This window comes from bacterium (genome assembly GCA_021372615.1).
In the GTDB taxonomy this organism is placed as follows: Bacteria; Armatimonadota; Zipacnadia; order Zipacnadales; family UBA11051; genus JAJFUB01.
The window spans coordinates 112,293-138,408 of record JAJFUB010000121.1; the positions used below are offsets into that span (position 1 = coordinate 112,293).

General features: G+C 68.0%; 19 protein-coding genes. 1 reads left to right on the forward strand and 18 read right to left on the reverse strand.

The features are described from left to right. Window positions 1–12: 12 nt before the first annotated feature. From LLH23_18100 to LLH23_18130, 7 genes are all read right to left on the reverse strand, one after another. On the reverse strand, window positions 13–2,103 hold the full coding sequence (locus LLH23_18100; GenBank protein ID MCE5240382.1) for a hypothetical protein: 2,091 nt from the start codon (window positions 2,101–2,103) through the stop codon (window positions 13–15). An 11-nt stretch (window positions 2,104–2,114) separates the two neighbouring features. Beyond that, a complete protein-coding gene (locus tag LLH23_18105; protein ID MCE5240383.1) occupies window positions 2,115–2,996 on the reverse strand; it encodes an acetamidase/formamidase family protein in 882 nt (293 codons plus the stop codon). A gap of 13 nt (window positions 2,997–3,009) precedes the next feature. After that, a complete protein-coding gene (menA, locus tag LLH23_18110) occupies window positions 3,010–3,933 on the reverse strand; it encodes a 1,4-dihydroxy-2-naphthoate octaprenyltransferase (GenBank protein ID MCE5240384.1) in 924 nt (307 codons plus the stop codon). Window positions 3,934–3,935: 2 nt separating this feature from the next. Further along, window positions 3,936–4,934 carry a hypothetical protein gene (locus LLH23_18115; protein MCE5240385.1) on the reverse strand — a complete coding sequence of 333 codons (999 nt, stop codon included), beginning with the start codon at window positions 4,932–4,934 and terminating at the stop codon, window positions 3,936–3,938. A 44-nt stretch (window positions 4,935–4,978) separates the two neighbouring features. Continuing rightward, window positions 4,979–6,052: a serine hydrolase gene (locus tag LLH23_18120; GenBank protein MCE5240386.1), complete on the reverse strand. Its 1,074-nt coding sequence runs from the start codon at window positions 6,050–6,052 to the stop codon at window positions 4,979–4,981. Window position 6,053: 1 nt separating this feature from the next. Further along, window positions 6,054–6,614: a hypothetical protein gene (locus LLH23_18125; GenBank protein ID MCE5240387.1), complete on the reverse strand. Its 561-nt coding sequence runs from the start codon at window positions 6,612–6,614 to the stop codon at window positions 6,054–6,056. 72 nt (window positions 6,615–6,686) lie between these two features. Further along, window positions 6,687–8,318, reverse strand: coding sequence for a glycoside hydrolase family 3 C-terminal domain-containing protein (locus LLH23_18130; protein MCE5240388.1), 1,632 nt, complete (start codon window positions 8,316–8,318; stop codon window positions 6,687–6,689). A 105-nt stretch (window positions 8,319–8,423) separates the two neighbouring features. On the opposite strand from LLH23_18130, the gene LLH23_18135 reads away from it, so the two are divergent. Beyond that, a complete protein-coding gene (locus tag LLH23_18135) occupies window positions 8,424–9,224 on the forward strand; it encodes an amidohydrolase family protein (GenBank protein MCE5240389.1) in 801 nt (266 codons plus the stop codon). An 8-nt stretch (window positions 9,225–9,232) separates the two neighbouring features. Here the strand turns inward: LLH23_18135 and LLH23_18140 are convergent, their stop codons facing one another. The 11 genes from LLH23_18140 to LLH23_18190 form a co-directional block, all read right to left on the reverse strand. Beyond that, window positions 9,233–10,687, reverse strand: a complete 1,455-nt coding sequence (locus LLH23_18140; protein ID MCE5240390.1) for a hypothetical protein — start codon at window positions 10,685–10,687, stop codon at window positions 9,233–9,235. A gap of 40 nt (window positions 10,688–10,727) precedes the next feature. Further along, a complete protein-coding gene (locus tag LLH23_18145) occupies window positions 10,728–13,505 on the reverse strand; it encodes a hypothetical protein (protein ID MCE5240391.1) in 2,778 nt (925 codons plus the stop codon). Window positions 13,506–13,563: 58 nt separating this feature from the next. After that, window positions 13,564–15,027 (reverse strand): hypothetical protein, encoded by a 1,464-nt coding sequence (locus LLH23_18150; protein MCE5240392.1) that lies wholly within the window; start codon window positions 15,025–15,027, stop codon window positions 13,564–13,566. Further along, window positions 15,017–16,048, reverse strand: a complete 1,032-nt coding sequence (locus LLH23_18155; GenBank protein MCE5240393.1) for a hypothetical protein — start codon at window positions 16,046–16,048, stop codon at window positions 15,017–15,019. The genes LLH23_18150 and LLH23_18155 overlap by 11 nt, the downstream gene beginning before the upstream one ends. A 58-nt stretch (window positions 16,049–16,106) precedes the next feature. Beyond that, complete coding sequence (locus tag LLH23_18160; protein MCE5240394.1) at window positions 16,107–17,225, reverse strand: hypothetical protein; 1,119 nt, start codon at window positions 17,223–17,225, stop codon at window positions 16,107–16,109. Further along, entirely contained in the window at window positions 17,222–19,531 is a 2,310-nt protein-coding gene (locus LLH23_18165) for a DUF6259 domain-containing protein (GenBank protein ID MCE5240395.1), read from the reverse strand. The genes LLH23_18160 and LLH23_18165 overlap by 4 nt, the downstream gene beginning before the upstream one ends. Beyond that, window positions 19,528–21,657, reverse strand: coding sequence for a hypothetical protein (locus LLH23_18170; GenBank protein MCE5240396.1), 2,130 nt, complete (start codon window positions 21,655–21,657; stop codon window positions 19,528–19,530). The genes LLH23_18165 and LLH23_18170 overlap by 4 nt, the downstream gene beginning before the upstream one ends. 91 nt (window positions 21,658–21,748) lie before the next feature. Further along, window positions 21,749–22,624: a DMT family transporter gene (locus LLH23_18175; GenBank protein ID MCE5240397.1), complete on the reverse strand. Its 876-nt coding sequence runs from the start codon at window positions 22,622–22,624 to the stop codon at window positions 21,749–21,751. Between the two features lie 79 nt (window positions 22,625–22,703). Continuing rightward, on the reverse strand, window positions 22,704–23,933 hold the full coding sequence (locus LLH23_18180) for a hypothetical protein (GenBank protein MCE5240398.1): 1,230 nt from the start codon (window positions 23,931–23,933) through the stop codon (window positions 22,704–22,706). Window positions 23,934–24,044: 111 nt separating this feature from the next. Continuing rightward, window positions 24,045–24,887 carry a sugar phosphate isomerase/epimerase gene (locus LLH23_18185; GenBank protein ID MCE5240399.1) on the reverse strand — a complete coding sequence of 281 codons (843 nt, stop codon included), beginning with the start codon at window positions 24,885–24,887 and terminating at the stop codon, window positions 24,045–24,047. Beyond that, the gene (locus tag LLH23_18190; protein ID MCE5240400.1) at window positions 24,884–26,035 is read right to left on the reverse strand and encodes a Gfo/Idh/MocA family oxidoreductase; all 1,152 of its coding nucleotides are present in this window, start codon (window positions 26,033–26,035) and stop codon (window positions 24,884–24,886) included. The genes LLH23_18185 and LLH23_18190 overlap by 4 nt, the downstream gene beginning before the upstream one ends. Window positions 26,036–26,116: the final 81 nt, after the last annotated feature.

Genomic DNA, 26,116 nt, shown 5'->3' on the forward strand with positions numbered 1-26,116 from the left:
GCTGGCAGGCGGCTACACCCGCGACCACTCCACCGCCAGTCGCAGCCGGCCCTGCAGTCCTGCGGGCAGCAGGACGACGTCCTCCTGCAACGGCAGCGGCACGTCCCGCAGCCGCACCGCCGTCACGCGGCCCTCGGGCAGCCGCAGCCGCAACCTGATCTGTGCGGCCACGGGCTCCTCTGGCAGGCGCAACTTCACCGTCCCCGTGTCGTCACCGCTCAGCGCAATCGAGAAGCCCACCCGGCCGAAGCGCGTGGGGACACGTCGCACCTTGATGGTCTCGCCCGCCGCCAGCCAGCGCCGCGGCACGGCCCGGCACAGCCACAGCACGTCGGCCTCGCGCTCCTCGTAGACCAGGCCCCAGCGCAGCATGATCGGGACCATGACCTGGCAGGGCAGTACCTGCCAGGCGACGAGGTGACGGAAACCGTTGTCACCAGGAATGACGCCGGCCTGCTCGTACGAGGCGAGGGTGCCGGCGGCGCCGTGGTGCGCCCAGTGGGCGTACATGAGCATCAGGTAGCGGTCCGCCTCGTCCTGCTCCAGCAGTGCCCGCGCGATGTGCAGCGCCGGCCAGTCGTCCAGGGTCCCCTGGAAGGTCGTCATGCCCAGCAACTCCCCGCCATGCGCCCGCCGCCACTGCAGCACCTGGTGCACCGTCTCCGGCGCGAGCATGTCCGCCGAGATCATCTCGGGGAAGTAGCGGTAGTTGCAGTACGAGGCATGGCGGTTGGCGGTCATGCACGTGAGCGGCTCGAGTTGGTCCGGCCCGGGCGGGACATAGCCCACCTCGGCCTGCGTCGTCTGCTCCACCGAGCGCCGGAGGTCCGCCTCATAGGCTTCGGACTCGGCCACCAGCGCCTCGCCCTCGCGGCGCAGCGGCTCGTCCGGCAACTCCTCCAGCACCCTCCCGACGTCCCGCAGGCCCCGGCACGCCCAGACATCACCCGAGTAGTAGAACGTCTGCCACTGGTCAGCCTGTCCGTGGTAGTCGGCCTCGGGCAGGCCGGGGATCAGCCCGTGGTGGGGGTCATCCGACGGGAACTGCTGCTTGCTCTCCGCGCGCAGGGCCAGCAGGCGCTGCCAGGCCGGCCGCAGCAGCGTGAGCCGTCGCACCAGCCACTCCGCGTCGCCGCTGAGGCGCACGTACTCGGCGACGAGCGCCAGCACCTGGCCGTACTCCGCCAGCGCCGGGCCGTAGTAGTCGAAGGTGCCGTCGGGCTTCACGTAGCGGGACACGTAGTGACCGAGGATCTGCTCGGCGCGGCCGAGATGCCCCCACGAGAGCAGGGCGTGCAGCAGGAAGATCGTGGCCGGCGGAAAGCTGTTGTGCCGCTCCTCCGCGTAGCCCATGGCCCCGTAGCGGGGAGCCAGGCCGCGGAAGGTGAGGACGCCAGACAGCAGCATGGCCTGCGCCGCGTCCAGCAGGTCCGGCTCGGGCACCTGCAGCTTCGCACCCGCCCGGCGGAACTCACGCCAGTGCTCCCACAGACTCAGGAGCGCGGCGTAGAACTCCTCAGGCGAGGCCGCCGCCCCGTTCGCCTGGTAGGCAAGCTGCTCCTCGCCACCATCTCGGGTCGTCGTGTGCAGCCGTCGCCAGGCGGTGAGGTCGCCCCGCGCGTCGCAGGCGCCGAACACGAGCTGCTCGACCGTGTCGGTCTCGGTCTCGTACCGATGGCACAGGACGGGCAGCCAGCCATCCAGCAGGCCTGTCCGCGCGAGGCTCTCGGGCGCGGGGAGGGGGAGGCCTTCGCACCCGGGCACGACGCCATAGGCGTCCACATCCACGCGCTCGAGGGCTGCCTCGTCGCCGATGGCGCAGGGGCCCAGGAGCGGCACCAGCAGCCCGGCTATGGTGGCGAAGTCGGGCTCTCCCGCCGCCAGCAGGCGCCCGGCCAGCGGGTCGTCCGGCGCCGCCAGCAGGGCCTCATAGTAGCGCGGCTCCACCTGCGGCCCCGCAGCGGCGGTGACGTCGCGCAACTCCGTCTTGCGCAGGGCGCAGAGCTGCTCCGTCTCGCCCGTGAAGATGATCTCGCCCGGGGTCTCGCTGACGACAACCCCCGGCAGCTTCGCTCGCACCACGGCCCCGGCTCTGTCGCTCATGGCACATCTCCTCAGAAGCGCAGTTGCTTCAGCAGCGTTCGCGGGATGCTCACCCGCATCCCCTTGAGCGGGTCCACGATCTGGTTGACCCGCAGGTCGCACAGCAGGCTCTGCAGCATGAGGCCCTCGGCGTCGCTGACGCCCAGTTGCTCGACCAGCAGGTCGCGCGCGGCCCCGACCGCCAGGTCGGCCGCCTCGTCGAGTGTCGGCGCTGCCGTCAGCACCGAGATGTGGTCGGGCCACTCCGCCAGCGGCCAGGGGCTGATGAGGCGCGGCAGCAGCGACAACCGCACCAGGACCTCGGCGGCGACCTCGATGCCCATGCCGCCACTCTCGCCGTCGCCCTGCAGGGCATGCACGTCGCCGAGGGCGAAGAGCGCGCCGGGCACCGTGATGGGCAGGTACAGCACGCCCCCCGGCTTGACCTCCGTGCTGTCCATGTTGCCGCCATGCCGCCCCGGCGTCGTCGTGGGGATCTCGCCCAGGGCGGGGGCGACGCCGATCACGCCGATCATCGGGTCAAGCGGGAAGCTCAGATCGCGGTTGAACTGCGCCTGGCCGTCGGCGATGTGCGGCACGAGCAACTCCACCAGGCCAGTGTGCCGGTCGCTGGCATAGATGAGCCCCTCCGGGGCGCACGCGATGTCCAGGAGGTCCACGCGGAGCGTCATCCCCGGCTCAGCACCGGCGATGGCCACCGGGCCTGTGGCGGGGTTGCCGTAGCCGGCGACGGCATGCGAGAGAGACGTGGCGTCCGGCACGTGGGGGATCTTGTTGTCAAAGCAGTCGCGTGTCTGCAGCAGCACCTCGTCGCCGGACGCGACCGTCAGCGCCGGCTCGTGCCGGCGCGAGAAGCTGTGGATGCAGTGCTCGCTGCTCAGTTCGTGACGCATGGAGACATCTCTCTCAGAATGGAGTCAGTCCGGCGCAGAAGAAGCCCAGACCCAGAAGGACGCTGGTGGCCAGGTGCGTGGCGACCGTGGCGGCGTTGGCGGGCGTCAGGCGCGGCAGGTCATCATGGTAGCGCAGGGCCACCTGGCAGGCCTTCACCGCCAGCGGGATCGCCAGCAGCGCGACCAGCGCCGTCGGGGGGAACAGGTGTATGGCGACGGCCAGGATGATACTCAGGAACGTCGCCCCCATCAGCCCCACGTGCACCCACGCTGAGCGCCGCCGTCCCAGGCGCACCACCCAGTGACGCTTGCGCACGGCCGCATCGGCCTCGGCGTCCTGGAACTGGTTGATCCACAGGATCGCTGTGATGAGCAGCCCCACCGGTACGCTGGCCCAGAAGGCCTCCAGGTCAAAGCGCCCGACCTGCAGGTAGTAGGCACCCAGCACCGGCAGCAGCCCGAAGTCGAGGAAGATGAAGACCTCGCCGCCGCCGCGGTAGGCGAACTTCAGCGGCGGAGCGGTGTAGAACACGCCCGTCAGGCCGCCGATGAGTCCCAGCCACAGGATCGGCCAGCCGCCGCGGTAGACCAGGTAGAAGCCGATGATCGCCGCCAGGACCAGGCAGACGAAGGCCGCCGCCGACACCTCCCACGGCCTCGCCTCGCCCTGCTGGATGACGCGGCTGCCGCCGGTGAAGGGCGAGGCGAAGGTCGTGTTGAGGCCATCGGTGCCGCTGAGGTGGTCGAAGAAGTCGTTGGCGAGATTGGCGCAGGCGTGCAGGAGTATCAGTGATACCAGCGCCAGGACGGCGAGATCCCACTGCACCCTCCCCCCGGTGACATAGTAGGCCGCACCCGTGCCCACGAGAATGGGCGCCAGGCTTGCGGTGAAGAACGGGGCCCGCGCGGCACGAAGCCAGAAGAGGATGGCCCGCATACTCAGGACACCCCACCGGCATAGACTGTGGCGCCGTAGTTCACGAACTCCTCGGCCATCGCGTCTATCTTCTCCTGGCTGTGCTGCACCGCCTGGGGGGAGGCGTACCACTGGGCGATGAAGCCGCCGTTGTAGCACCCAAGCTTGTCAATGAGCATCCGCGCGTAGGCGCGCACTTCCTCGACCGTGCCATGCACCATCGTCTGCTGGATGTCCACCGGGCACCAGAAGCACAGCCGCCCGCCGAAGCGCTCCGCCAGCGTATCCACGCCCATGTTCTCCTGCTGATCTTGCTGGATGACATCCAGCTCCGCCTCGATGAAGTGCTCGAGCAGGTCGGTGATGTGCCCGCAGCTATGCAGGAACGTGAGCATCCCGCGCTCGTGGGCATGATGATAGACGCGCTGGTAGACGGGCTTGAAGAACTCGGCGAAGGTGGCCGGCGAGAGCATCGGGCGGTCCTGCAGGCCCCAGTCGTCGCAGGACATGATGCCATGGGCGCCCAGGTCCGCCAGCCGGTCAATGGCCTGGATGGCGATGTCGCCCAGCTTGCCCAGCAGCGTGTGCAACTGCTCGGGGTACTCGTACGGGTCCGTCCAGGCCTCGATGTGGCCGCGGAGGTACTCCAGCCGATGGATGAGGCTCATCGGGATGCCGCCGAGCAGGAACTTGTCCTCCGGGTTGCTGGCGCAGGCCTTCCTGGCCCCCTCGTAGCGCGCCTCGACGGTGTAGTCGGGCCACGCGAAGTCATCCAGCATGGCGTAGTCCTTGAGCGGGTGGCCGACCACCTGCCCCATGGTCTTGTCGCCCGGCAGCTTGCGCCAGATACTGTGGAATTCGTCTTCCCACTCCGTGTCGGTCTTGACGCACGGCTGGAAGCTGGGGTCGCCCCCGGCGCCGCAGCCGGCGATGTCAGTGCCCCACGGCGCGGGGAGGTTGAACGGCACCCGGTCGGGCCCCTGGAAGGTCACGGCGCGGACGACACGTTCATGCGAAGTCATGGCAGGCCTCGGAGCATGGAGTTGGGGGGCTGATACGCCCGGCATTATGGCCTCGGAGCAGCCTCCGGGTCAATCAGGGCCTCGGGGAAGCGATATTCGACGAAGTCCGGCACCCAGAGCCAGTCCGGCAGGTTCTCCGTGGCGACGCGCGCTCCGGCGACGAAGCTGGCGCGGTCGCCGACGACGGTGCTGTGGTTGCCGCCGCTCTTGCTGATGAGCCATTCCGCGGCCAGCAGCCGCTCCCCTTTCCAGACGCCGCCCGTGGCCAGAAGCAGGCCGAAGCGGCACAGGTCCAGCGCGGACATAACGACCCATCCCGGGCCGCCGCGGACGGCGCGGCCGTTGATCTCGAAGGGCGGGTCCACATAGTCAGCATAACCCGGCGTGGCCGGGTACATATCGCGCGCGGCGCGGGCCTCGGCCAGCGTGAGCCATTGCCAGCGTTCGGGCGGCAGGCCCATCCTGCTGAACAACTCCCGGTCCAGTAGGTCCTTCAGGTCCATGCCCCACAGCGCCGTCAGCGCCTGCCCAAGGCGGACATAGCCGGCGCTGCTGTAGTAGCGGCGGCCGGGCGGGCGGAGGGCATACATGTCAAAGACGGGGTCGCCGCTCCACTTCGCGCGGATCCAGTCCTCATCGGGAAGGTTGCCCTCGCGCCAGTGGCAGGCGTTCTCGATCCCGAAACCGGCCTCGTGGTTCACGAGGTGACGCCAGGTGATGTCCTGGTGGGTCTCGTTGTCCATGTGCTTGTGGGGGTGGGAGAGTCGCACGGCGCCGGTCCACGTGCGGCAGACCGGCTCGTCGGGGTTGAGGCCGAGCTTCTCGACGGCGAGTCCGAGGGCGGCCCGGGTGAAGGCCTTGCCGACCGAGGCCGTCTGGTAGCGGTAGTCGGCAGCCCGGCCCCAGGCGCGGACGAGATAGCCGCCACGCGTGAGCGCTGCGCCGAAGTCGCCGGGGGCGTGGCGCTCGCCCCAGAAGGTCGAGGGGCGCGGCTCATGTGCGGCGACGGCCCGGTCGAAGTCAGGCTGGCGGAACCCCGCCTGCGCGGGCGTGAGCGTCCGCCATTCGGCCTCGGGATAGACGAGCCAGTCGGGTAGGCGTTCTGCGGTGACAGACACGCTACAGATACCGCCCCACGCGCTGGCAGTACTGCGCATACTCATCGCCGAACACCGTGCGCAGATGCGCCTCCTCGGCCAGGATGATCTGATGGTGAACTGCCACCGCGTAGACTGCGACCAGCAGCACCAGCGGGTTCACCGTGTAGAGCACCGTGGCCAGGAGAGTGGCATAGACACCCAAGTACATGGGGTTGCGGCTGAGGCGGAACAGCCCCTCGGTCTTCAGGCCCGTTTGCTCCTTGGCCGAGCCAATGCGGAACGACGCGCCGAGTCCGAGGCGCCCGCTGAGTAGTAGCAGGAAGCCGAGGCCCCAGGCCCCCAGGGCGATCCGGGTCAGCAGGTACGGGCTGCTGAGGGGCAGGAGACGCACCCCCCAGCCCTGAATGACCATCACCGCCCACAGCAAGACGATGGCGTACTTGCTGGTCACGAACAGCACCTTGTTGATGGGCGCCTTGCCGTCCATGTCAATGTTGCGCCGCCGCATCAGCGCCCCGCCGCCGAACAGCACGAACAGGAACAGCACGGGGAGGACCGTGACGATGATCGGCTCGAGCATGGTGTGCCTCCTGGTGTGATCAGCACGAAGGGAACGGTGCGTAGACGTTGTGCCGATGCGTGCCCAACTCTCCTACGACGACCGGCCGGCGCCGTAGCCGGGGATGGTTACCGGCAGCTTCCCGGTCGGCACGATCTCCCCGAACAGCGCCTCGACGCACGCCTCAATCGACTCGGGGCAGTCCTCGTCGTAGGTCAGCAACGTGCCCTGCGCGCGGGGCAGGTCGGCGATGATGTAGGGGTTGCCGAGACCGAGCAGGATGGTTGGCTTGCCGAGGGCGGCGACGCCGGTGATGAGCTGCCGGTACGGGGGAGCGAGGCTGATGCTGTCCTCGTTGTAGCACAGCACACGGGTGAAGAGCCCGAAGATGATCACGTCGGCCTCGCGGGCGGCCTGCAGGGCGGCGGCGAGCTCCTCCGGCGCCAGCTTCTCACTCAGCGTGATCGTCGGCGCCTGCGGGAGACGCCGGCGGATCGCCGCGTGCAGTCGCTCGTGCGCCGGGGCATGCGTGACATCCATGTCGATGTTGACCGCCTCGCCGCTGCCGTTGGCGATGACCAGCGCACGCGACGGGTCGGCGGGGGAGAGGGGCAGGGCGGCCCCCTCCAGGCACGTCACGGCCCGGCGCGCCAGTTCCATCGCGAAGGCCTTGTTCGCCGGAGTGGCCACCAGTTCGGAGATGCGCGCCGGGTCGGTGAGGCGCTCCTCGAAGAGCCCGAGCCATGCCTTCAGGCGCAGCACGCGCGCGCAGGAGGCGTCCACCTGGGCTTCGGGGATGCGCCCGGACCGCACGGCCGCGACGAGGGCCCGGTGCGTGATCATCGGGTCGGACTGATAGTCCTGCAGGATGATGTCGTGTCCGGCCAGGACCGTCAGGATCGCCGCCTCCTCGATGCCGTAGGCGTCCTTCATCGGCTTCATGGTCAGGCTGTCGGAGGTGATGATGCCCTCGTAGCCCATCCGCCCGCGCAGCAGGTCGGTGACGATCTCGGGGCAGATGGTCGCCGGCCGCGGCGCGCCGGCAACGAGGCCGGGATAGTAGTTGTGGTTCGTGCAGAGGCCATTGATGAGGCCGCGCTCGATCGCCCGCCGATAGGGCAGCAGATCCAGCTCCCAGATCGTCTCGGCGGGGCGGTCGTCAACGGGCATGACGATGTGGGAGTCGTGGATCGTCGCCCCGTGGCCGGGGAAGTGCATCGCGCACGTGAGGCCCCGGGCGTCCATGACGCCGCGCAGGACCTCCAGGCCCAGCTCGCACACCAGGTCCACGTCGTCGCTGATCGCACGCGTGTTGATGATCGGGTTGCGCGGCTCGGTGTTGACATCCAGCACCGGCGTGCCGGGGAAGTGGAAGCCGTAGCCGCGCTGCTCGGCGGTCTCGATGTATCCCAGCTTGTAAGCCAGCTCCCGCGACCGCGTCGCGCCCAGGCGCATGAGGTTGCCCTTGAGCAGCCCGGTGCCGCAATCGCAGCAGGCGAAGCCGAAGGCGACCAGGGCGGGAAGCTTGCTGAGCGTCTGCAGGCGGTTCAGCTCGTCCACGACCGCCTCGGCGCTCAGTCCCTTCATCCCGAAGTAGAACGACCCGGCCCAGCCCCGCGCAAGCATGTCGGCGAGGATGTTCCGATCCGGGTAGCGGACCATGAGCATCTGGCCGAGCTTCTCTTCGAGGCTGAGGTCAGCGACAAGCGGCACCGGTGTCTGCATGGTCGGCTCCTGGTGAAGGTTCCGGGGTGCGGCCTACCGAACTGGCCACGCAGAATTGGCCGACGGGGCCGCCGAATCCTGTCTGGCCGCCAGTGGAGGACTGCCATGGTCATTGATTGCCACCATCACATTCCCGCCCAGGACCCCGAGGGCTATGTCGCCCGGCTGCGTGCCGAGTGCGAGCGCCTGGGCATTGACCGCGTCGTCGTCATGAGCGCCGGGCCGCCCGACTGGGCCAGCAATGAGAAGGTCGCCGAGCTGCAGCACGCCAACCCGGACCTGCTCATCGGCCTGGGCTATCTGCAGCTCGGGGCCGTGACGGTCAAGGATGTGGATCGCGTGTACGAGCTGGGGCTGAAGGGCCTCAAGTTCATCTGGCCGCTGGCGAACTACGATGATGATGCCTTCATGCCCATCTACGACCGGGCGGCGGCGCTGGGCCTGCCGTCGTTGTTCCATCTGGGGATCGTGGCGCGCGAGCCGGGCCAGCACCTGAAGGATGTCTCCATGGCCCGCATGAGGCCCGTGTTCCTGGACCGCATCGCGCGGCGGCTGCCCGGCTTGCAGATCATCGGCGCGCACTTCGGCAACCCCTGGTATGAGGAGGCCGCCGAGCTGGCGCGGATGCACCCCAACGTGTTCTTCGACCTCACCGGCTCGACGCTGAAGAAGAAGTCCCCGGCGTACATTGATGACCTGCTCTGGTGGGCCAGGAACGCGCAGTACGGGCGGATGGGCGACAACCACCCGCACCAGAAGATCGTGTTCGGCACCGACGTAGGGGTGGAGATGATGGAGGACGTGCTGACCGACTACCGCGCGGTCATGGACCACATGCAGATGAGCGAGGACTTCCGCGCGCTGGTGATGGGCGGCACGGCGGCGCGCATCTTCGGGCTGGAGTAGCCTCCGCGCTACCGCACCCGCACGTAGGCCACGCTGGCGTACGTCTCGTGGGTGCCGAGGCCCACGTGCGTCGGCGCCGCGGCCAAGGCCCTGAACAGGGCCGCACTCGTGTGGCATTCACCCACCAGTCGCCCGTCCAGCGACAGGCGGTTGCGGTCCCCGTGTACCTCGACGCGCCACTCATGCCAGTCGGCATCGCAGGCGTGGTTCGGCCCGATCTGTTGCGGCTCGCTGAGAAGCCCCTTGAGGCACTCCTGGTAGTAGGCGTGCCCCGAGTCGTGCAGCCAGAACCGCGCGCAGGTGTTGGCGTCCGCGTAGCGTACGACCAGCGACACGCGGTGCGTGGCCCCCGCGTAGCACTGGATGCGCGCTTCCACGGTGTAGCTGTCGCGGACGCCGGGCACCGGGGCCGCCAGGGGCGTGCGGTCAGTCGCGCTGTCCGCCAGCTTGAGGGTGCCGCCCTCGACCATCCCGTAGGGTGAGGGCAGCCATCGGGCCAGCGGAGGGCGCCCCAAGCGCCGCGTGAGGTCTGCGATCGTGCCCGCGAAGGTTGCGACGCCCAGCGGCGTCTGCGCGCCCTGGTAGATCAGGAAGACTGTGCCCTCCGCTTCACAGACGGTGGCATCGGTCAGGTGACCGTAGTAGCCGGCCGTGGTGCCGCCCTGCTCCGGCGGCACGCCGCGCTCCCAGGGCTGCGTGTAGCTGAGCTGCGGCCCACCACCCACCTCATGCCAGTGGATCATGTCCTCGCTGCGGCGGCAGTAGAGGCGCAGCGAGCCGCCCTCGGTCCGCGAGTGCCAGGTGTAGTACTGGCCGCCGCACTGCACCAGGCATGGGTCGCCGCCATAGAAGCCCGTGATCACCGGGTTGTGCGGGTACTTCGTCCACTGCACGCCGTCGGTCGAGTGGGCGTAGCCGAAGTAGCCCTTGTGGTGTTGGCCATCGGCGCGGTCAATGCGTGTGTAGAGCATCTGCCACACCCCGGCCTCGTCCACGACGACCGCCATGTTCGATAGCGTCCCCTCTTCCCATTCCTGGTCGGCAACCATCACCAGCCGCTCATCGGCCCAGCACATGCCGTCCTCACACTGCCATCGGCGCATGGTGCTCGGGCCACGTCGGCCGAACTCGTCATCCACCGCGAAGCAGTAGTACACACCCTCGTGCTCCATGACCGAGGGACGGTGCACCTCACAGTGCGCCGGATGGAGGACCGGATTGCCCGGGTGCTTGGTCCAGGTGGTGCCGTCAGGGGAGGTCGCGTAGCCCAGGGCGGTGCGGCCATCGGGCGGGAACATCTGCGAGAACCAAAGGCGGAACAGGCCGTCGCGGTAGAGCAGGTTCGGCTCGCAGATGTAGTCGCTCTCGGCCCACGGCTGATCGCGGCGCAGCACGGGGTTGCCGGGGTGCTTGGTCCACAGGCCGTCGCTGAAGTCGTCGTAGAAGGCGTCGGCATCAGGCATCGCGGGCTCACCTCCCTCCCCGGCGCAGGTGGCCGGGCCGCTACAGGCTGCAGGTAACCTCCGCCAGGTGCAGGAGTTGCTCGCGCGGCAGCTCCGTGGCCGGCGCCGCCGTCTGCCGGCTGACGCACTGCAACAGGTACCGGGCCTCGGGCCAGGACGGCTGCACGTCGAAGGCGGAGATGATGAGCCGCCCCGCCCCGCAGGCGCGCTCGACGAGATAGCCCAGCGGGTGCAGCACGGGGTAGCGGTGGATCGAGCGCACGATCGGGTCCTCGTCGTCCAGCCCGAACGGCTGCAGCATCAGCGGCGGCGCGCCGTCAATGAGCCGGAAGAAGGGCAAGTCCGCCCAGCCCTCGTGGGGGAAACCGCCGAGCAGCGGGTGGTCGCGGACGATCGTCCCGTTCTGCCCGTCCTCATACGGCCCATAGTTCGCCGGCGGTGTCAAGAAGTGCCGCACGGTGCCGAACAGCGGGCGATGGGGCCGCACGAGGCCCTCGCTTGCGGCCAGCAGCACCCTCCCGCCGCCCTCCATGAAGGCCAGCAGCGCCTCGTCGAGCACCTCCGTCAGCACCAGGGCGTCCGGCGGGAGGTTCTCGGCGGTTACCGATGGCAGTTCCTGCCACAGCTTCAGCCATGTCTGCCAGCTGGAAGCTGGCGCTCCTACGGCCCGGCCCCCGACGTAGCGAACGACGCCGGGGACGCTCTCCAGCCGGGGGAAGAGCCACAGCGGCCAGGCATTCGTGACGGTGCGTTCCCCATCGGTCAGGGCGGCGCTCAGTTCCAGGCGGCAGGGCTCCTGTACGTGCGGCAGTGTCGCAATGGCCTCGCCGGCCGGGCAGGTGGTGAACGGCCCATGGGCCCAGCGCGGCTCGCCCGTGGCGATCTCCCCCGCGTCCGAGCGCAGCGCCCACGTCAGCAGGGGCTCCGCGAACGGCGGGTGGGAGAAGTCCGAGACCGAGAGCCGGCAGCGGAACTCCCCTCCCGACGGCAGCACGCGGTTGTCGAACCCGAGGTCGGACAGGATGACCGTGTCGCCCATGGTCTGCTGCCACGTCGCCGCGTCAATGAGCTTGCGTTCGTAGAACTCGTCAATGACGCCCTGCGGCGACGGGTTGGCATCCATCGCGTTGAAGTGAGAGACGCCGGCGAGGAACGGCCGGTCGCGGCGGAGCTGCTCCATCTTCGTCTTGGCTTCGAGGAACTGCAGGCGCTGGCTGCTTTGCGCGTACTCCTCCAGCAGGTCCTCCTGCCCGTGTGTGCGGGCAGCCGCACGGGCGATGTCGGCGGCGTAGTGGCGGATGGCCCCGCTGTACTTCCCCGACAGGCGCACATCGGGGAACGAACTCCACCAGCGGAACTCGTGCTCGATGACCGGCTTGTCGGGCGGCTCCTGGCCCTCCGGCCAGTTGGTGTTGATGAAGTCCCCGGGCAAGTCCGCGTGGTAGCCGCCATCGGTCCAGATGACCAGCGCGTGCGGCTTGATGGCCTTCGTGTCGTCATGGCAGCGCCACGCCACGCGCGGGAAGAACGTGCTCGCACCCAGCTCGTTGCTCATGCAGTAGATGCAGGCCGAGGGGTGGTTCACGTCGCGCCGCACGACGAGGTCCCATTGGCGCTTGAGGGTCGGGTAGTGATCCGCCGTCGGTGCGGGCCAGGCGTAGATGTGCCACTGCGTGTTGCTGCCCCACGCGCCCAGCATCCCCATCTCGCTCTGGATGAGCAGCCCCGCCTCGTCGGCCGCGTCGAAGTACTCGGGCGCGTAGACGTACGACTGGCACCGCACCTGGTTGTAGCCGTAGTCGCGCAGGGCCTGCAGCTTGCACCGCCAGCGGTCGCGGTCGGTGTCCGGGGAGCCGGTCTCGGGGCAACTGACGAAGTCGCCCGTCCCGCGGATGTAGTACGGCTCGTCGTTGACCAGGAAGTGGCGGCCCTCCCCGGCCAGCTTGACGAAGCCGGTGCGTTCCGTGAGGGCATCGAGGGTCTCGTCACCCTCCGCCAGTGCGGCGTCCACGCGGTAGAGCTGGGGTACATCGGGGCTCCACAGGCGCGGGCCGGGGACGGCAAGGTCGCCGGCGGCGAGACCGTCGCGGACAGGCAATTCGGCCGCGATGGGGGCGGCCGAGCCGTCGGCCGGAGCGACCGTCAGCCGCAACACGGCGTCCGTCCCGGCCTCCGGCGCCGTGGCCCACACGTGCAGTGTCTCCCGATCCACATCGGGCAGCAGGCGTAGTTCATGCACACGGGCCGCGCCGGTCGCCGTCAGCTCCACATCCCGGTACAGCCCCGACCAGTTGCCCTGCCAGTTGTAGGCCAAGCCGTAGAGGCGGTTGTGCTCGTGGATGCGCACCACGAGGTCGTTGTCGGCGGCCTCCCGCGTCCGCCCCGTGACCTCGAAGCCGAACGGGACGAAGGGGAGGTCATTGCCGCCGAGGGGCTCGCCATTGAGCCACACCTCAGCGCTGGGGTGTGCGCCGCCGAAGTTGAGCCACAGGCGCCTGCCCTGCCAGTCGCCGGGCACGCGGAACGTGCGGGCATACCAGCCGGTGCCCTGGTAGGTGGCGCGGAAGACACGGCCCTGGAGGCGGAAGTCCCAGATCTCGTCCATACCGTCATGCCCGAAGCCTTGCCCCTGCCAGCAGCCGGGAACGGCAATGGGGTCGGCGATGGTGTCCGGGTGGCGGAACCAGCGGTCGCCCAGGCCGACGCCATCGGGATCGAGCCGGAAGCGCCACGAGCCGCTGAGGCTGTGGCGCAGCTCGCGAGGGTGGCAGAGGACGGGATTGACGCGGACGGGGCGGCTCACATCGATCTCTGGCATGGAGTGACTCCTCCCGGTGACCCGACGCGAGGGCACCGTCAGGCGATACTCACGGATACTATCGGGGCAGCCCATTGGCTGCGAGCAGTATCGCCTTCTCAACAATGCAGCCGAAATGGTCAAGTTCGCTTTGCTTGATCGTCTCGAGGACTTTGCCGTGCTGGACTGCATTGCGCGCTCTGCGCATCCGTTGCCAGGTGAATTGCTCATCGCCAGCAGGCAGATGCAGGTCCATTGTGATCACGAAATGTTCCCATTTCGCGCGCAGCGACGCATCGTTCAGCTTCGAGAGAACGTCGGCGACCCGCTCCGTACGCAGCGTGTCCTGGACTTCGTCACCGTCCGATGTCTTTGGCACTGTCAAGGATGTCTGCCTCGCTATCTGCTCGACCTCGCAGCGACTGAACAGCGCGGGCACCTTCAGGTGCGAGAGAAGGAACTCAAGAGCGTTCCAGTAGTTCACCAACTGGTCGAACTTGTCGGGCGCCTGTCGTGCTCTTCGATGGAAATGCAGAGCGAACAGCACCGCGCGCTCATCCGGTCTCAGCTTCTCGTCCGGCTTCCGGAGGAGGGGCTCAAGGAGCTCCAGAGTCTGCAGTATCCTGGCCTGACCATCGGAACTCAACTCCAACACCGCATCCCGCGTCGTCGGCGGGGTCCATCTGAGCCAGTATCTCCCCTTCGAGTTGACTGGCAGAGTATCACGGACGTACAACCAGTCGGTCTCGACCACGCGCGTACGGCCGTCGCTCCGCTCCCAGCTAACATACCGCCACCCCCCGTTGGCGGGGTAGCAGGGAGTGCTGAGGCCGCATCTGAAAGACATCCAGTCGAGCATGCGCCTGAGCTTGGTCTGGCCGGCGTTAATGGCCTCCGTGAAGCCCGTCGCCTGGACTGGAATGTAGGCCCGAGCTACGTCGGCAGACAGCTCAGGCGGAGGCGGATCCGGAGTTGCCCCCTGGATGAGTTCGTCATCATACCTCAGCCCTCGCTCTGGGACGTACAGTTCAGCGTCAGCGAACCTGACCGGTCCATCCCCCGCGATCCGCAGCCCCGGCACCGGCGCAATGAAGACGAACATCCGACGCGACGTCATCAGTTTGAGGCCCTCGATCAGGGCCGAATCAGCGTCCACTCCCTCGACTGCCGACAGTATCAGGTAGACCATCTCCTGATGCGTGAACTCTCGCCCAAAGCCGCCTCCGAGTTTGGCTTCGCTCAGGCGCACTGACATGTCCTCGGCGGATATGCTGTATGCCCCATCGCCGGACAGTCCCCTCAACACTAGGCCGCTGAACTGACGCGAGGGGTCTCCCTCAGACGGCCTCATATCGAGGGTGATCTCGTCTCGCAGATCAACGGCAAAGAGCGCTTGGGCCTCCAAGCGGAGTGCAGCTGCCAACCATGAGCGAATGGTGTTGCCCTCGATCCCGCTCCCCCACTGAAGGTCGCTCGTGAGTGTGCTGATATCCGAGTGTCCTAGTCGCAGGTGGTGTTCCCACTTCTCCTTGTCATTGCTCACTCTGCGCCTGCCCTCCAATGAGAATCTGCACGAGTCTGCCGCGCTGCTCAGGTCCCACTTCCATGGTTCTCAGCCTCAGCACTGCCTTGTGTATCACGCGATAGAACGGGAAGAGGTCACTGATCCGCATGACTTCGGCGCACAGTACGCCCTGCTCCAGGCACACGAGCACGTTGCCGAGCACACTGGGATCATCGGCCAGTTGCACCTCGGCACCAAGTGCAGCAACGCAGAGACCAACCGTGGACCGCAGGCGGAGCACGTCGCGGGGGACTGCATCGCGGAGCCCGAACGCCTCGACCACGGCCCAGCGGAACGCGTTCAGCAAGTGAAAGGCCGCATCGCGGTCTGCGGTTAGTACCGCGCGCTCCGCAGTGGCCAGGGCACCCATTGCGTCATAGCCCAAGTTGATGTCAACGCTCTGCATGTCGTACCCACATGCAGTGAGAAGCTCGGCCTTCTCTTGAAGGTACTCCATCACAAGCCGATGGCAAGCGTGCCAACACTTCACGATCTCAAACATGAAGTCAGGAGCGCAGCCCTCGATTCTGGTCTTGGTCTCGGGGGCAAGACCGTCCAGCTCAACTTCGAGAGGCTTCTCGATGGCGTTCAGCACGAGTTGCGAGAAGTAACCGTGGAACTGGAGGTAGGTGTGGAAGACCCAGTTGAGCCTCCGAATCCGCCATTGGATGACGGCCTCAGAGTCTGCGCTGATCCTGTTGTATTCATCCTCAGACAGGTACACCAACGGGAGGTCCAGCTCGATCTGTTCTGGACCTGGGATGATCTGGTGCTTCGCGAACGCATCATCCCGTTCCACCACTGCCTTAAGGTCGGCGAAGTCCCTATTGAACTCCAGGAGCAGGTCGCCTGAGTTCCTCAAGAGCGTCCGCATGGTCTCGGTCCAGAAGCTAGGATCGATAGCGTCTCTCAGCCCTTGAACAGCTCGCACAAATGACTCCCTGTCGATTGTGTCCGCGAGACTCACGAGGTTGAACCGATCGAGAGCAATCTTCTTCACGATGATCCCTCCAGAGAGAGCGGGCAGCTATTGGCCGACATTGGGCGGTTGCAGAGTCTCACGATCCCAGCATCCTCCCCTTCGCCTCCAGGTAGTACAGAAAGTCCTCCCACGACACATCCGGCGGGATGGAGTGGTCTATCGTCGGGATGTAGCCGCCGCTCGCGATGGCCGGGGCCAGGTAGGCTAGCTCGGCGTCTATCGCCGCCTTGCCCTTCGCGATCTCGCGCTTGTCCACCCCGCCCATCATGCAAACGGACTGGCCGTACTCGCGCCGGGTGCGCACCGGGTCCATGCCGGCCGCCCGCTCCATCGGGCAGAAGCCGTCCACCCCCGCCTCCAGGAAGACCGGGATCAGGACATTGTGGTCGCCGTCGGTGTCCACCAGCACCAGCCCTACGCCGTGGCCCTTGAGGAACTCCACGTAGCGCCGGTAGTGGGGTAGGAGGAACTCGGCGAAGAGCTTCGGGCCCATCAGCGGGCCGCCCTTGCCGGCCATGTCCTCGTGGATGATGACGTAGTCGAACGGGACCTCGGTGACGGCGCGCTCCAGCAGGCGCACGGCGAAGTCGGTCAGGAACTCCAGGCATTCGTGGATCAGCGTCGGGTCGTCATACCACAGGTATGATAGGCTCTCGGTGCCCATCCAGTTGCGCAGCATCGAGTAGTAGCCGAAGGTGCCGCCGAGGGGGTTCATCAGGGTCAGTGGCAAGCTGCTGGCGAGTAGCCGCGCCTTCTGGGCCTCCCAGTCGGTCGGGTAGCGCTGCTCCACGGGGCCCTCATAACGGAACTTGTAGGCGCGGAACGAAGCGCGGTCTGTGACCGGGAAGTCCAGGTAGGTGTCCATGCTCAGGCGCGTGCCGCGGACGGTGCCGCTCTTGCGGGCCCGCCGCGTGCGGCCGAAGCCGTCCACGAACAGGAGGTGCTCCTCGGTCTCCTCCAGCACGCGCTCCTCGCAGGCCGGGACGGGGCCGGTCGCGTTGGGGGTCACGGTGTCATAGCCCTCCAGGCCCAGACGCGGCTCCCCGATCTGCATGAAGGAGGTGTTCAGGTCCGGGGGCATCCCCTCGGCCAGCCACCGCTCGCGCGTCTGGCCCCAGACCGTGATCTCCATGTTGGCCACATGGTCTGCCGGCTGGAAGGTCATCCCCCGCATGAAGCGCTCTTTGGGGGTCATGCTTGCGCCTCCCTCATGGTCAGCAAGGTGATCGAGAACGGCTCCATGGTGAGTGTGACCGGATGCGGCAGTGTCACCCCGGCCAGCCAGTCCTCCGGCTCGCTATTGACGAAGCGCTGCACGTCCACCGGGCCGGTGAAACCATACGCCGGCAGCGTGACGGGGAAGTCCACAGGCTGATCCGACACATTGACGAACAACAGGCACACGCTGCCGTCGCGCCCGCGATAGGCCGCGTGCTGGACGGCCCGGTCAGTGACCTCGTGGCGCTGCTGCGGGTCCAGGCGATGGACGAAGTTGACCGCATCGTACATGAACTTGCAGTAGTGGGCGGTGATGGTGGGGACCGCGATGTCGGGCGGGCGGAGCATCTCGCCGAACATCAGGTATGGGTATAGCTCCCGCCCGGTCGCACGGGCCACGCGCGTGTAGAAGGCCAGGGTGACCGGGTTGCTGTCGGGCGGGTCGGGGAAGTAGCGCCCGGCCGAGGGCAGCACGCCCTGGCAGATCGCCTTGCCGATCCCCCGCGTCCAGTACAGCACCTCCGGCCGGTTGCACTCGGGCATGGCGGCATAGTACGCGCCGATGTACTCGTTGTAGACATAGCTGAACAGCGGGATGGTCTCGCCGCCCAGCGGCAGCCCCCGGCTGTAGTGGCCGAAGTACTCCATGTTCCCGGCGCGCTGGTCGCACAGGTCCAGCCAGGGGATGAAGTCCTCGGCCATGCCCTCGGTGGTCATCGCACAGTTGGGGTTCTGCGCTTTGGCGCGGCGGCGGATCTCGGCGATCATCCGCCCGCAGGCCTCCGACCACCACGGGCCATGGCCCATGGGGTGGCCGTGCGCCGGGTTGTAGCACGCCTCGCTCCCCCCGCAGGGGAAGTTGTCAATCTGCACGACATCGCAGCCCAGGCTCAGGCACCCCAGGAAGATGTCGGCATGCAAGTCCAGGGCCGCCGGCGGTGCAGGGCAGAGGCGCACCACCTCCCAGTTGCCGTACCAGCTCATGACGGTGTACTCACCGTCGGGCCTGCGCAGGGCCAGGGCCTCGCCCTCGGCCCGGAACTGCGGCCAGCTATCCCACTCCGGGTCGTAGCCGATCTTCACGTACCAGTTGTTGCCGGTCATGTAGACGAAGCCATGGTTGCCCGCGGCGCGGAGCTTCTGCATCGCGGCGCGGAACTGCGCCTCACCCTCGCGCGGGGGGAAGAAGCCCTTGGGGCCGGTCCACGCCCCGCCCTGCTCCCAGTTGAACACCAGGCCCAGCAGCGGCACGCCGGCCGCGGCCGAGACCTCATTCACCGTGTCGGCGATCTGATCCAGCGAGTGGTTCAGGTCCAGCCGCGGGATGTGGTAGTTGGACATCTGCCACACGCCGCCGATGCCCTCACGCAGCCAGTCGGCGATATCGCGGTCCCACAGCTTCTGCTCGCACCACCACTGCTGCGTGGCCCAGGCCTTGTACAGGTCGGCGGCGCCGTACCAGTCGCCGTGGAAGACGCCGACGATGGCGTCGTAGGGGATCGAGACCTCCTGCCCCGGCACTTCGGTGGTCAAGTGCGTCAGCGACAGCACCGGGCCGGCGCCCAGGTCCGGCCACCGGCCCATGTGCAGTTCCTTGGGGTGTTGCCCGGCGTCGTGGGCGGCGAAGTACAGGCCGGCCTGGTCGTTGTACCAGGCCATCATCTGCAGGGCGATGCCCCCGGGGTATTTCCCCCCGACGTGGCCGACACCGACATCAGCCATCTCCGGCCCCGGCCCGGCGCACAGCGGCAGGCCGTCGCGCACGGTGAACGGGTTGCGGAACAGGTAGGCCTCATCCTGCACGGGAGCCACGAGCGCCTCGCCCGGTGCGGGGTCGCCCGGCTTCGCCAGGCCGCAGATCACCGGACAGACAAGCTGTGTGACGGCCACATCATCGGCCAGGCCGCGCACGGTCGCCCGCCAGCGCGACAGTGGCGATTCGTCGGGCAGCGTCACCTGCACGCTGACCTCGGGGGCCCTGTCGGGCAGCAGTGCGCTGGCAAGCGTCAGCGTCGTGCCGTCCTCCGTGCGCGCGGCCGTCCAGGACACCTCGCCCGCCGCGCTGCTGAGTACGCGCTCGACCTCGGGGCTGCCGCCGCGACGCAGTTCCAGCCGCCACAGCAGGTGCGGGGCCGCCGGATCGCGGATCAGGTCCACGCCCGTCGCGACATCCACGACCGACACCAGCGCGCCGTGGTCCTGCAGGTCGAACTCTAGCCGCAGCAGTCCGTTCTCCAGCGTCACGCGCCCGTCACGCTCGTATGCCTTCGCCGTCTGGCTCATGGCAGCACCACCTGCTGGCCCAACGTTGATACGACCGTCTCCCCGTTCGACGTGACCGTGAACTCCCCTGCGCGCACCGTGATGTCCAGGCAGCGCCCCCGCAGGCGCAGGCCGGTCAGCGTCAGCTCCGGCGCGAACGATGGGGGCTGCGGGTTGATGGTGATGGCGCCCTCCGGGCTGACGCTGACCCCGAACATGCCGAAGATCACCATCTGCGCGCCGGCCAGCGCCCCGATGGTGTTCTGCAGGGGAGTGTCCTGGCGGTAGTCTATCTGGTTGGCCACGATCGAGTCGCCCCAATACGGCATCCGTTCGCCCCACCACAGGATGCGCCGCAGGAGGTCCTCGGCGATCTCGGGGCGCCCGATCCGGTACAGGCGCTCGATGATCTGCGGGGTGAAGGCGGTGTAGTTGCCCCCGCCCCCGTTGTCTATGTCCACCTGGTCGTAGGCCGGGTCCAGCTTCGACATCGAGTGCAGACCCCACGCGGACAGGAACTCGGTCTCATTGAGGTGGCTGAGCAGCCCCTCGGTCTCGTCCTCATCCAGTGCCAGGCTGCCGAGGGGCTTGAACATCTGCACGTTGTAGCTGGTCCCCGGGCGACCGTCCGCGTCGAGGTGATGGAACCAACGGATCTCCGGGTCCCACATCAGGCGCTTGATGAGAGCGGCCAGTTCCTGAGCGCGCTCCGGCAACTCCCCGTCCGCCGTGGGAGCGGTCACCGACCGCGAAGTCGGGGTCGGTGACCCCTCCCACGCGCTGGCTAGCACCGACAGTTCATGGGCCGCCTGCATGTTCGCGCAGCGCCGCAGGTTCAGGTCGGGCAGGACGTTGTCATAGCGGAACGTGCCGCGCAACTCGAGGTGGTTGTTGCCCTTACCATAGTCCACCAGCGCGACCGGCTGGTCCGGGTCGTCGCGGTAGGTGGCGTGGAAGAGCACCCACTCGAGGACGGTCTTGCCCGCGACCGTCTCGTGCAGAAACGCTGCATCCCCGGTGAACAGGACGTAGTAGTAGATCAGGAAGATGATCTTCTCCTGATTGACCGGATACCACGGGCCGAAGGCCTCGCCGGTCGTGGGGACCCAGGCGAAGTGCTGCGTGATGTCCACCGAGAGGAACTGGCGGATATGGGCCTTGACCGCCTCGGGGTCGTGCAGCGGCATGATCTCCCACGGCTCGCCAAAGTCCCACAGGTAGCAGCACACGCAACCGCCATTGATGCCGCCGGTGGAGTAGTACGGGCTGGTGACGAACTCGGGCACGCGCCACCGGTTGAGCAGGAGCCCGACGAGGGAGCGGATGTAGAACCTGGTGAGGCGCTCGTCGGAGGCCGCGAAGCGCGGGACGCGGGTGAACAGGTCGTCCACGCAGTCTGCCCACTCGGCCAGCGCCCCGGCTACTCCGTCGTTCCCGGCGGCGACGAGCGCGCGGCAGTCGGCGACCGCCGTGTCCGCCGGTCCCAACGCCATGGCGACATGCACGGTGCGCGTCTCCCCCGGCGCGAGCGACAGCGTCCCCTCCCAGTGCCCGCACAGCGTCTCCCAGCGGTCCATCGGCAGATCGGTCGCAACGGCCAGCGCGCGGTTGTCCTTGCGCTTGACGAGCATGTCGTTACTGGGACCGCGAGCATCCTGCTCGCGCGAGCCTTCGCACACCCACGCCTTGGCGCGCTCGGCCCACGGCGTGTCGCGCTCCGAGCAGCCCGGCCCGGAGAACTCCCAGAAGCTGACCTCATCCACGGCCCCGCGCACGGCCATCTGCACCGGGACAGTCACGGCGTCGCCGGCCGTGTCGGTGACCGTGAGCTGCAAGACGGCCGCCCGGCGCTGCATCGGCGTGACGAGCACGCTCTGCACCGCCAGGTCCCCCAGTCGGCCCTCACGGCGGCACGCGTTGCCGTCCCACAGGTAGTCCCCGGTCGGCACCAGTTCCCCGTGCAGGCGCACCTCGAGCATGAAGTCACTGCTCGCATACGGCGGCGCCCAGAGGCCCTTGACCGATAGGGCATCGCGATAGGGCACGCTGGCCGTGAGCATGAAGCCCTTGAGGCCGAAGTGCTCCGGGCGAGTGATGTTGTCGGGTCCGTGGAGAGCGAAGAGGGTGGGGGGAGGGTGGCTGGCCATGAGGCCTCCGGGGCGGCAGGCTGCAGGCGACGCTCCCCCCGTTCGCCGTCGCCCCGGGCATTCCTTCGCCCCCCGGCATGATGAGGCAGCGCTACCCGGCGTGGCCGTACGCCAGCGCCGCCACCGATGCCGCGCCCAGGATGCACGCGACCCAGGCCGCCGGCGACAGCCGCTCGCGATAGAAGACGCGGCCGATCAGCAGCACCAGCAGGATCGGCATGGCGACCGTGACCGGCAGCGCCACCTCCGCCCCGATCTGGCGGATCACCGTCAGCGACAGCGGGAGCATCCCGCCATTCAATGCGCCCAGCGTGACGCCGCCGAGGCGCTCAGGGCGCAGGAGGAAGCGCGCCGGACGCTGCAGCATCAGCGGCAGCAGCAACACCGCCGAGCCGCCGAAGGCGGTCATGCCGAAGAGGTACTTCTGGTCGGGGTAGAGGGTACCCGCGTGGGCTTGGGCCATGAAGGACAGGCACGAGAAGGCGCCACCGATGGCGATCAGGCGCGTCCAGAGGGCGCCGGTGGCCCGGTGCGCGCCATCTTCCGTCGGACGGCCCAGCCCCAGCAGGAGCAGTGTCACGCACACGCCGACGAGGCCGGCCACGGTCCACACCCCTGCCCGCCCCGGCGCCAGGACGAACATGCTGTAGAGCACGCCGGCGACCATAGCCATGTTGTTGACCGTCACGGTAGGCCCGGCTGGGCCGATCTGCAGCGCGCGCATGGTGCAGATCCAGAAGCCGAAGGCATAGGCCACGGCCATCGTCCCCCCGGCGAGCCACACTCCGACCGGCGCGCCCCGCCACTCGCTCCCCAGCACGACCCCCACCAAGCACATCAGGCCGACCGTCAGCGAGACCCAGAAGCCGACGACAATGGACTCGCCGTCCTCCCGCAATGCCCAGCGGCCCACCGGCCAGATGGCCGTGGAACCGGCGACAACGATGACCAGCAGCAGCCAGCCCATGGGTGCTCCGTCCCCGTGCAAAGAGAGGGCGCGGGCGGTGTCGCCCGCGCCTTCGCATCCAACCTGTGGGTACGTGTCCTTACTTCAGTAGCCCGCTGGCCGCCAGGTCCGGGTTGCCGGGGCCGATGTGCTTGAGCATCACGATCGGGTCGGTCGGCGACGGGTTGTGAATGGTCACGCCCGCCTGCGCGGCGGCTTCGCTGACGAAGAACTCGTCATGCGTGAGCTGCCCGAAGCGGATGAGCGTCGGCGTCTCGATGGCCCATGGGCCCATCGTGCCGTGTCCCTGCATCATGATGAACCCGTAGGCGCCGCCGTCCTTGATCGTGACCGTGGCGCCGGGCAGCACTGTCAGCTCCTTGGCGCTGTAGGCGTCCGAGCGGTAGCAGATCCACTGCTCGACGTAGCCCTCGGCCTCCATCTCGGCGACCGGTCGGACCGGCTGGGGGCGCATGAAGTGGTGCTTGGCGAACTCCGGGTCCACGTTCTGCTCCCAGTCCAGCACCGCTACGAGGTGGTCGAAGTCGCCCAGCTTGTCGGGCGGAGTGTTCTTCCACAGCAGCTCCTCGGGGACGATCTGGTCGCCTACGAGCGACTGGTACATCGCGAACACGTCCGAGGCGCGCTGGGGCTCATAGGTGCACAGGCTGCCCGGGGCGTGCAGCACGCCCGGCGGGACGTCCCAGCCCGTGCCCGGCTCCAGACGGTACGCCCGCGACAGATTGGTCAGCTTGTTGTCGCCCTGAGTGAAGTTGATGAGGCACTGCTTGACCTGGTCCTTGGTCGTGCCCGGCTCCAGGCCGAAGAACGTGTACGGGTAGTCCGCGCCGTAGTTGTTGGCCTGCGGCGGGAAGTAGTACGCCTCGGGCTTGCCGCGCATGCCCACGAGGGCCGCCATCTCATCGCTGTGGTGGACATGGTGGGGCAGCGCGCCCTTGTTGTCAAAGAACTTCGAGTACATCGGCCAGGCCTGGTATTCATCCCACAGGCGCGGGCCGATGAGCGCGCCCTGCAACTCGGCGACCGCGTCCCGGAGCGTGATCTGGTGGGTCTGGCCGCCGTCTGCGAAGACGACGAAGCTGAGCCCCTCGTTCTCGCTGGTGAGGGGGCCGTTGTCGGCGGGGGTGGTGGAGGCGAACCAGCGCTCGTCAATGCCGCCCCGCACGCCGCCGAGCGCATAGTAGTCGTCGGGATGGAGCTTGATGCGGCGCCCGGGGACACAGAACGAGCGCGGTACCCAGTTGGGGGCCAGGCGCAGGATGCCCTGCCCCTGGTCCATGGCGGCTTGCAGAACGGCGGTGGTGTTCATGGGGTATCTCCTTGGCACAGCGTCGCGGTCTCTGTGGGGCGGGGGCTTGTACCCCGCCCCGCGTGGCAGACGAAACGACAGGCAGGGCACAAGCCCCCGCCCTACAGACGGCTATCGCCCCCAGCCGGCGCGGATGAAGGCGTCGGTGCGGCGGGCGAGGTCTTCCTCGCTCGCCATCATGTCACGCCAGATGCTCGTGGCTGCGGCGACCTCGGGCAGGGCCCGCCCGAAGGCCTCGACCGTCAGCCAACCATCGTAGCCAACGGCTCTGAGCGCGGCGAAAGTCTCCGCGAAGGGCACATGGCCCTCGCCAGGGGTGCTGCGGTCGTTCTCGGAGATGTGGACATGGGCGATGTGCTTCCCCAGCACGCCGATTGCCGCGACTGGATCCTTCTCCTCGATGTTGGCATGGAAGGTGTCGTAGAGCTGCCCCAGGCGCGGGTGGGCGACCGCCTCCGCCAGGCGCACGGCCTGCTCGGCGCAGTTGAGGAAGTAGGTCTCGAAGCGGTTGAGCGCCTCGACGGCGAGGTTGATCCCCAGCGTGTCGGCATACTCGGCCGACGCGCGCAAGGCTTCGACGGCCCAGGCCCATTCCTCCTCTGTCGGCCCGCGTCCCACGAGCCGCCCGCACGGCGAGTACAGTGGCCCGACCAGCGTCTCCGCCCCCAGCACCGCGCAGGCATCGAGGCAGGCCCTCAGATGCCCGACGCCGGCCTGCCGCACCGCCGGGTCGTCGCTGATCGGGTTGGCGGTCTCGGGGATGACCGTGACGGCGGTGCGGCCGAGGCCGAGGTCATCCAGCTTCGTCGCCAGCGCCGCCCAGGGCGAGCAGTCCGGCGCGAACATGGGGAACTCGACCCCGTCGTAGCCCCAGGCCTTGATCTTCTCCAGCAGGGGCAGGTGCTCGTCGGTCGCGGCGGCAGTCCACAGCAGGACATTGAGACCGGTCTTCACAGTCTGTAGCCTCCGATCGTCACCCACTGGCCGGTCTTGGCGCTCTCCAGGACGGCGTCGCACACGATCTGCGTCTGCAGCGCGCAGCGGAAGTCCGGCTGGGTGCCCTTCCCCGTCTCCAGGCCCTCCAGGAAGTCCGCCAGCGCGTTGATGAAGGTGTGCTCGTAGCCGGTCACGCAGCCGGGCACCCACCAGTGCTTGGCGTACGGGTGCTCGGCGTCGGTGACGAGGATGTCGCGCCAGCCGTGCACGTGGTCGTCATCATTGTTGTCGAAGTACTTCAGCCGGTGGGCGTCCTCGAGGTTGAAGTACACCGACCCCTTGTTGCCGTTCATCTCGAAGGTGTTGAAGTTCTTGCGCCCGCGGGCGTAGCGGGTGGACTCAAACGTCCCCATGCTGCCATTGGCGAAGCGCACCAGGAAGGCGCAGGCGTCGTCAATGGCGACCGGCTTCACCGTGCCGGGCTCGTCCTGCAGCTCGCGCTCCTTGATGAAGGTCTCCGTCATAGCGGTGACGGCGCTGATGGGGCCGTTGAGCCACATGGCGGTGTCAATCGAGTGGGCCAGCAGGTCGCCGGTGACACCGCTGCCGGCGACGTCGAGGTCCAGCCGCCACAGCGTCTGCCCGCCCTGCGGGAGCTTCGGGCTGATCGTCCAGTCCTGCAGGTACTCGGCGCGGTAGTGGAAGCAGCGCCCGACGCGCTCCTCGTCCACGAGTTGCTTGGCCAGCGAGACGGCCGGGATGCGCCGGTAGTTGTACCAGACCATGTTGGGCACGCCGGCCTGCTCGACCGCCTCGGTCATCTCCAGGCCCTCGGCCGCGTTCATCGCCAGGGGCTTCTCGCACAGGACGATCTTGCCGGCCTTGGCGGCGGCGAGCACGATCTCGTGGTGGAGCTTGTTGGGGCAGCAGATGTCAATGGCGTCAATGTCGGCGCGGTCAATGAGCTTGTGCCAGTCGGTCTCGATGCCTTCCCAGCCCCAGTTGTCCGCGAAGGCCTGGATCTTGTCCGCGCTGCGGGCGCAGCAAGCCTTCATCACAGGGTGGTATTCCAGCTCGAAGAAGTTGTTGACCTTGCGGTAGGCATTCGAGTGCGCGCGGCCCATGAAACCGTAGCCGATGAGGCCGATGTTGAGGGGCTTGGACATTGGAGGCTCTCCTTGTCAGTGTCGCGGTCGGTGACCGCTCCCACAGGCTACCCCCACGTGGTCGACGTGGGAGCGGTCACC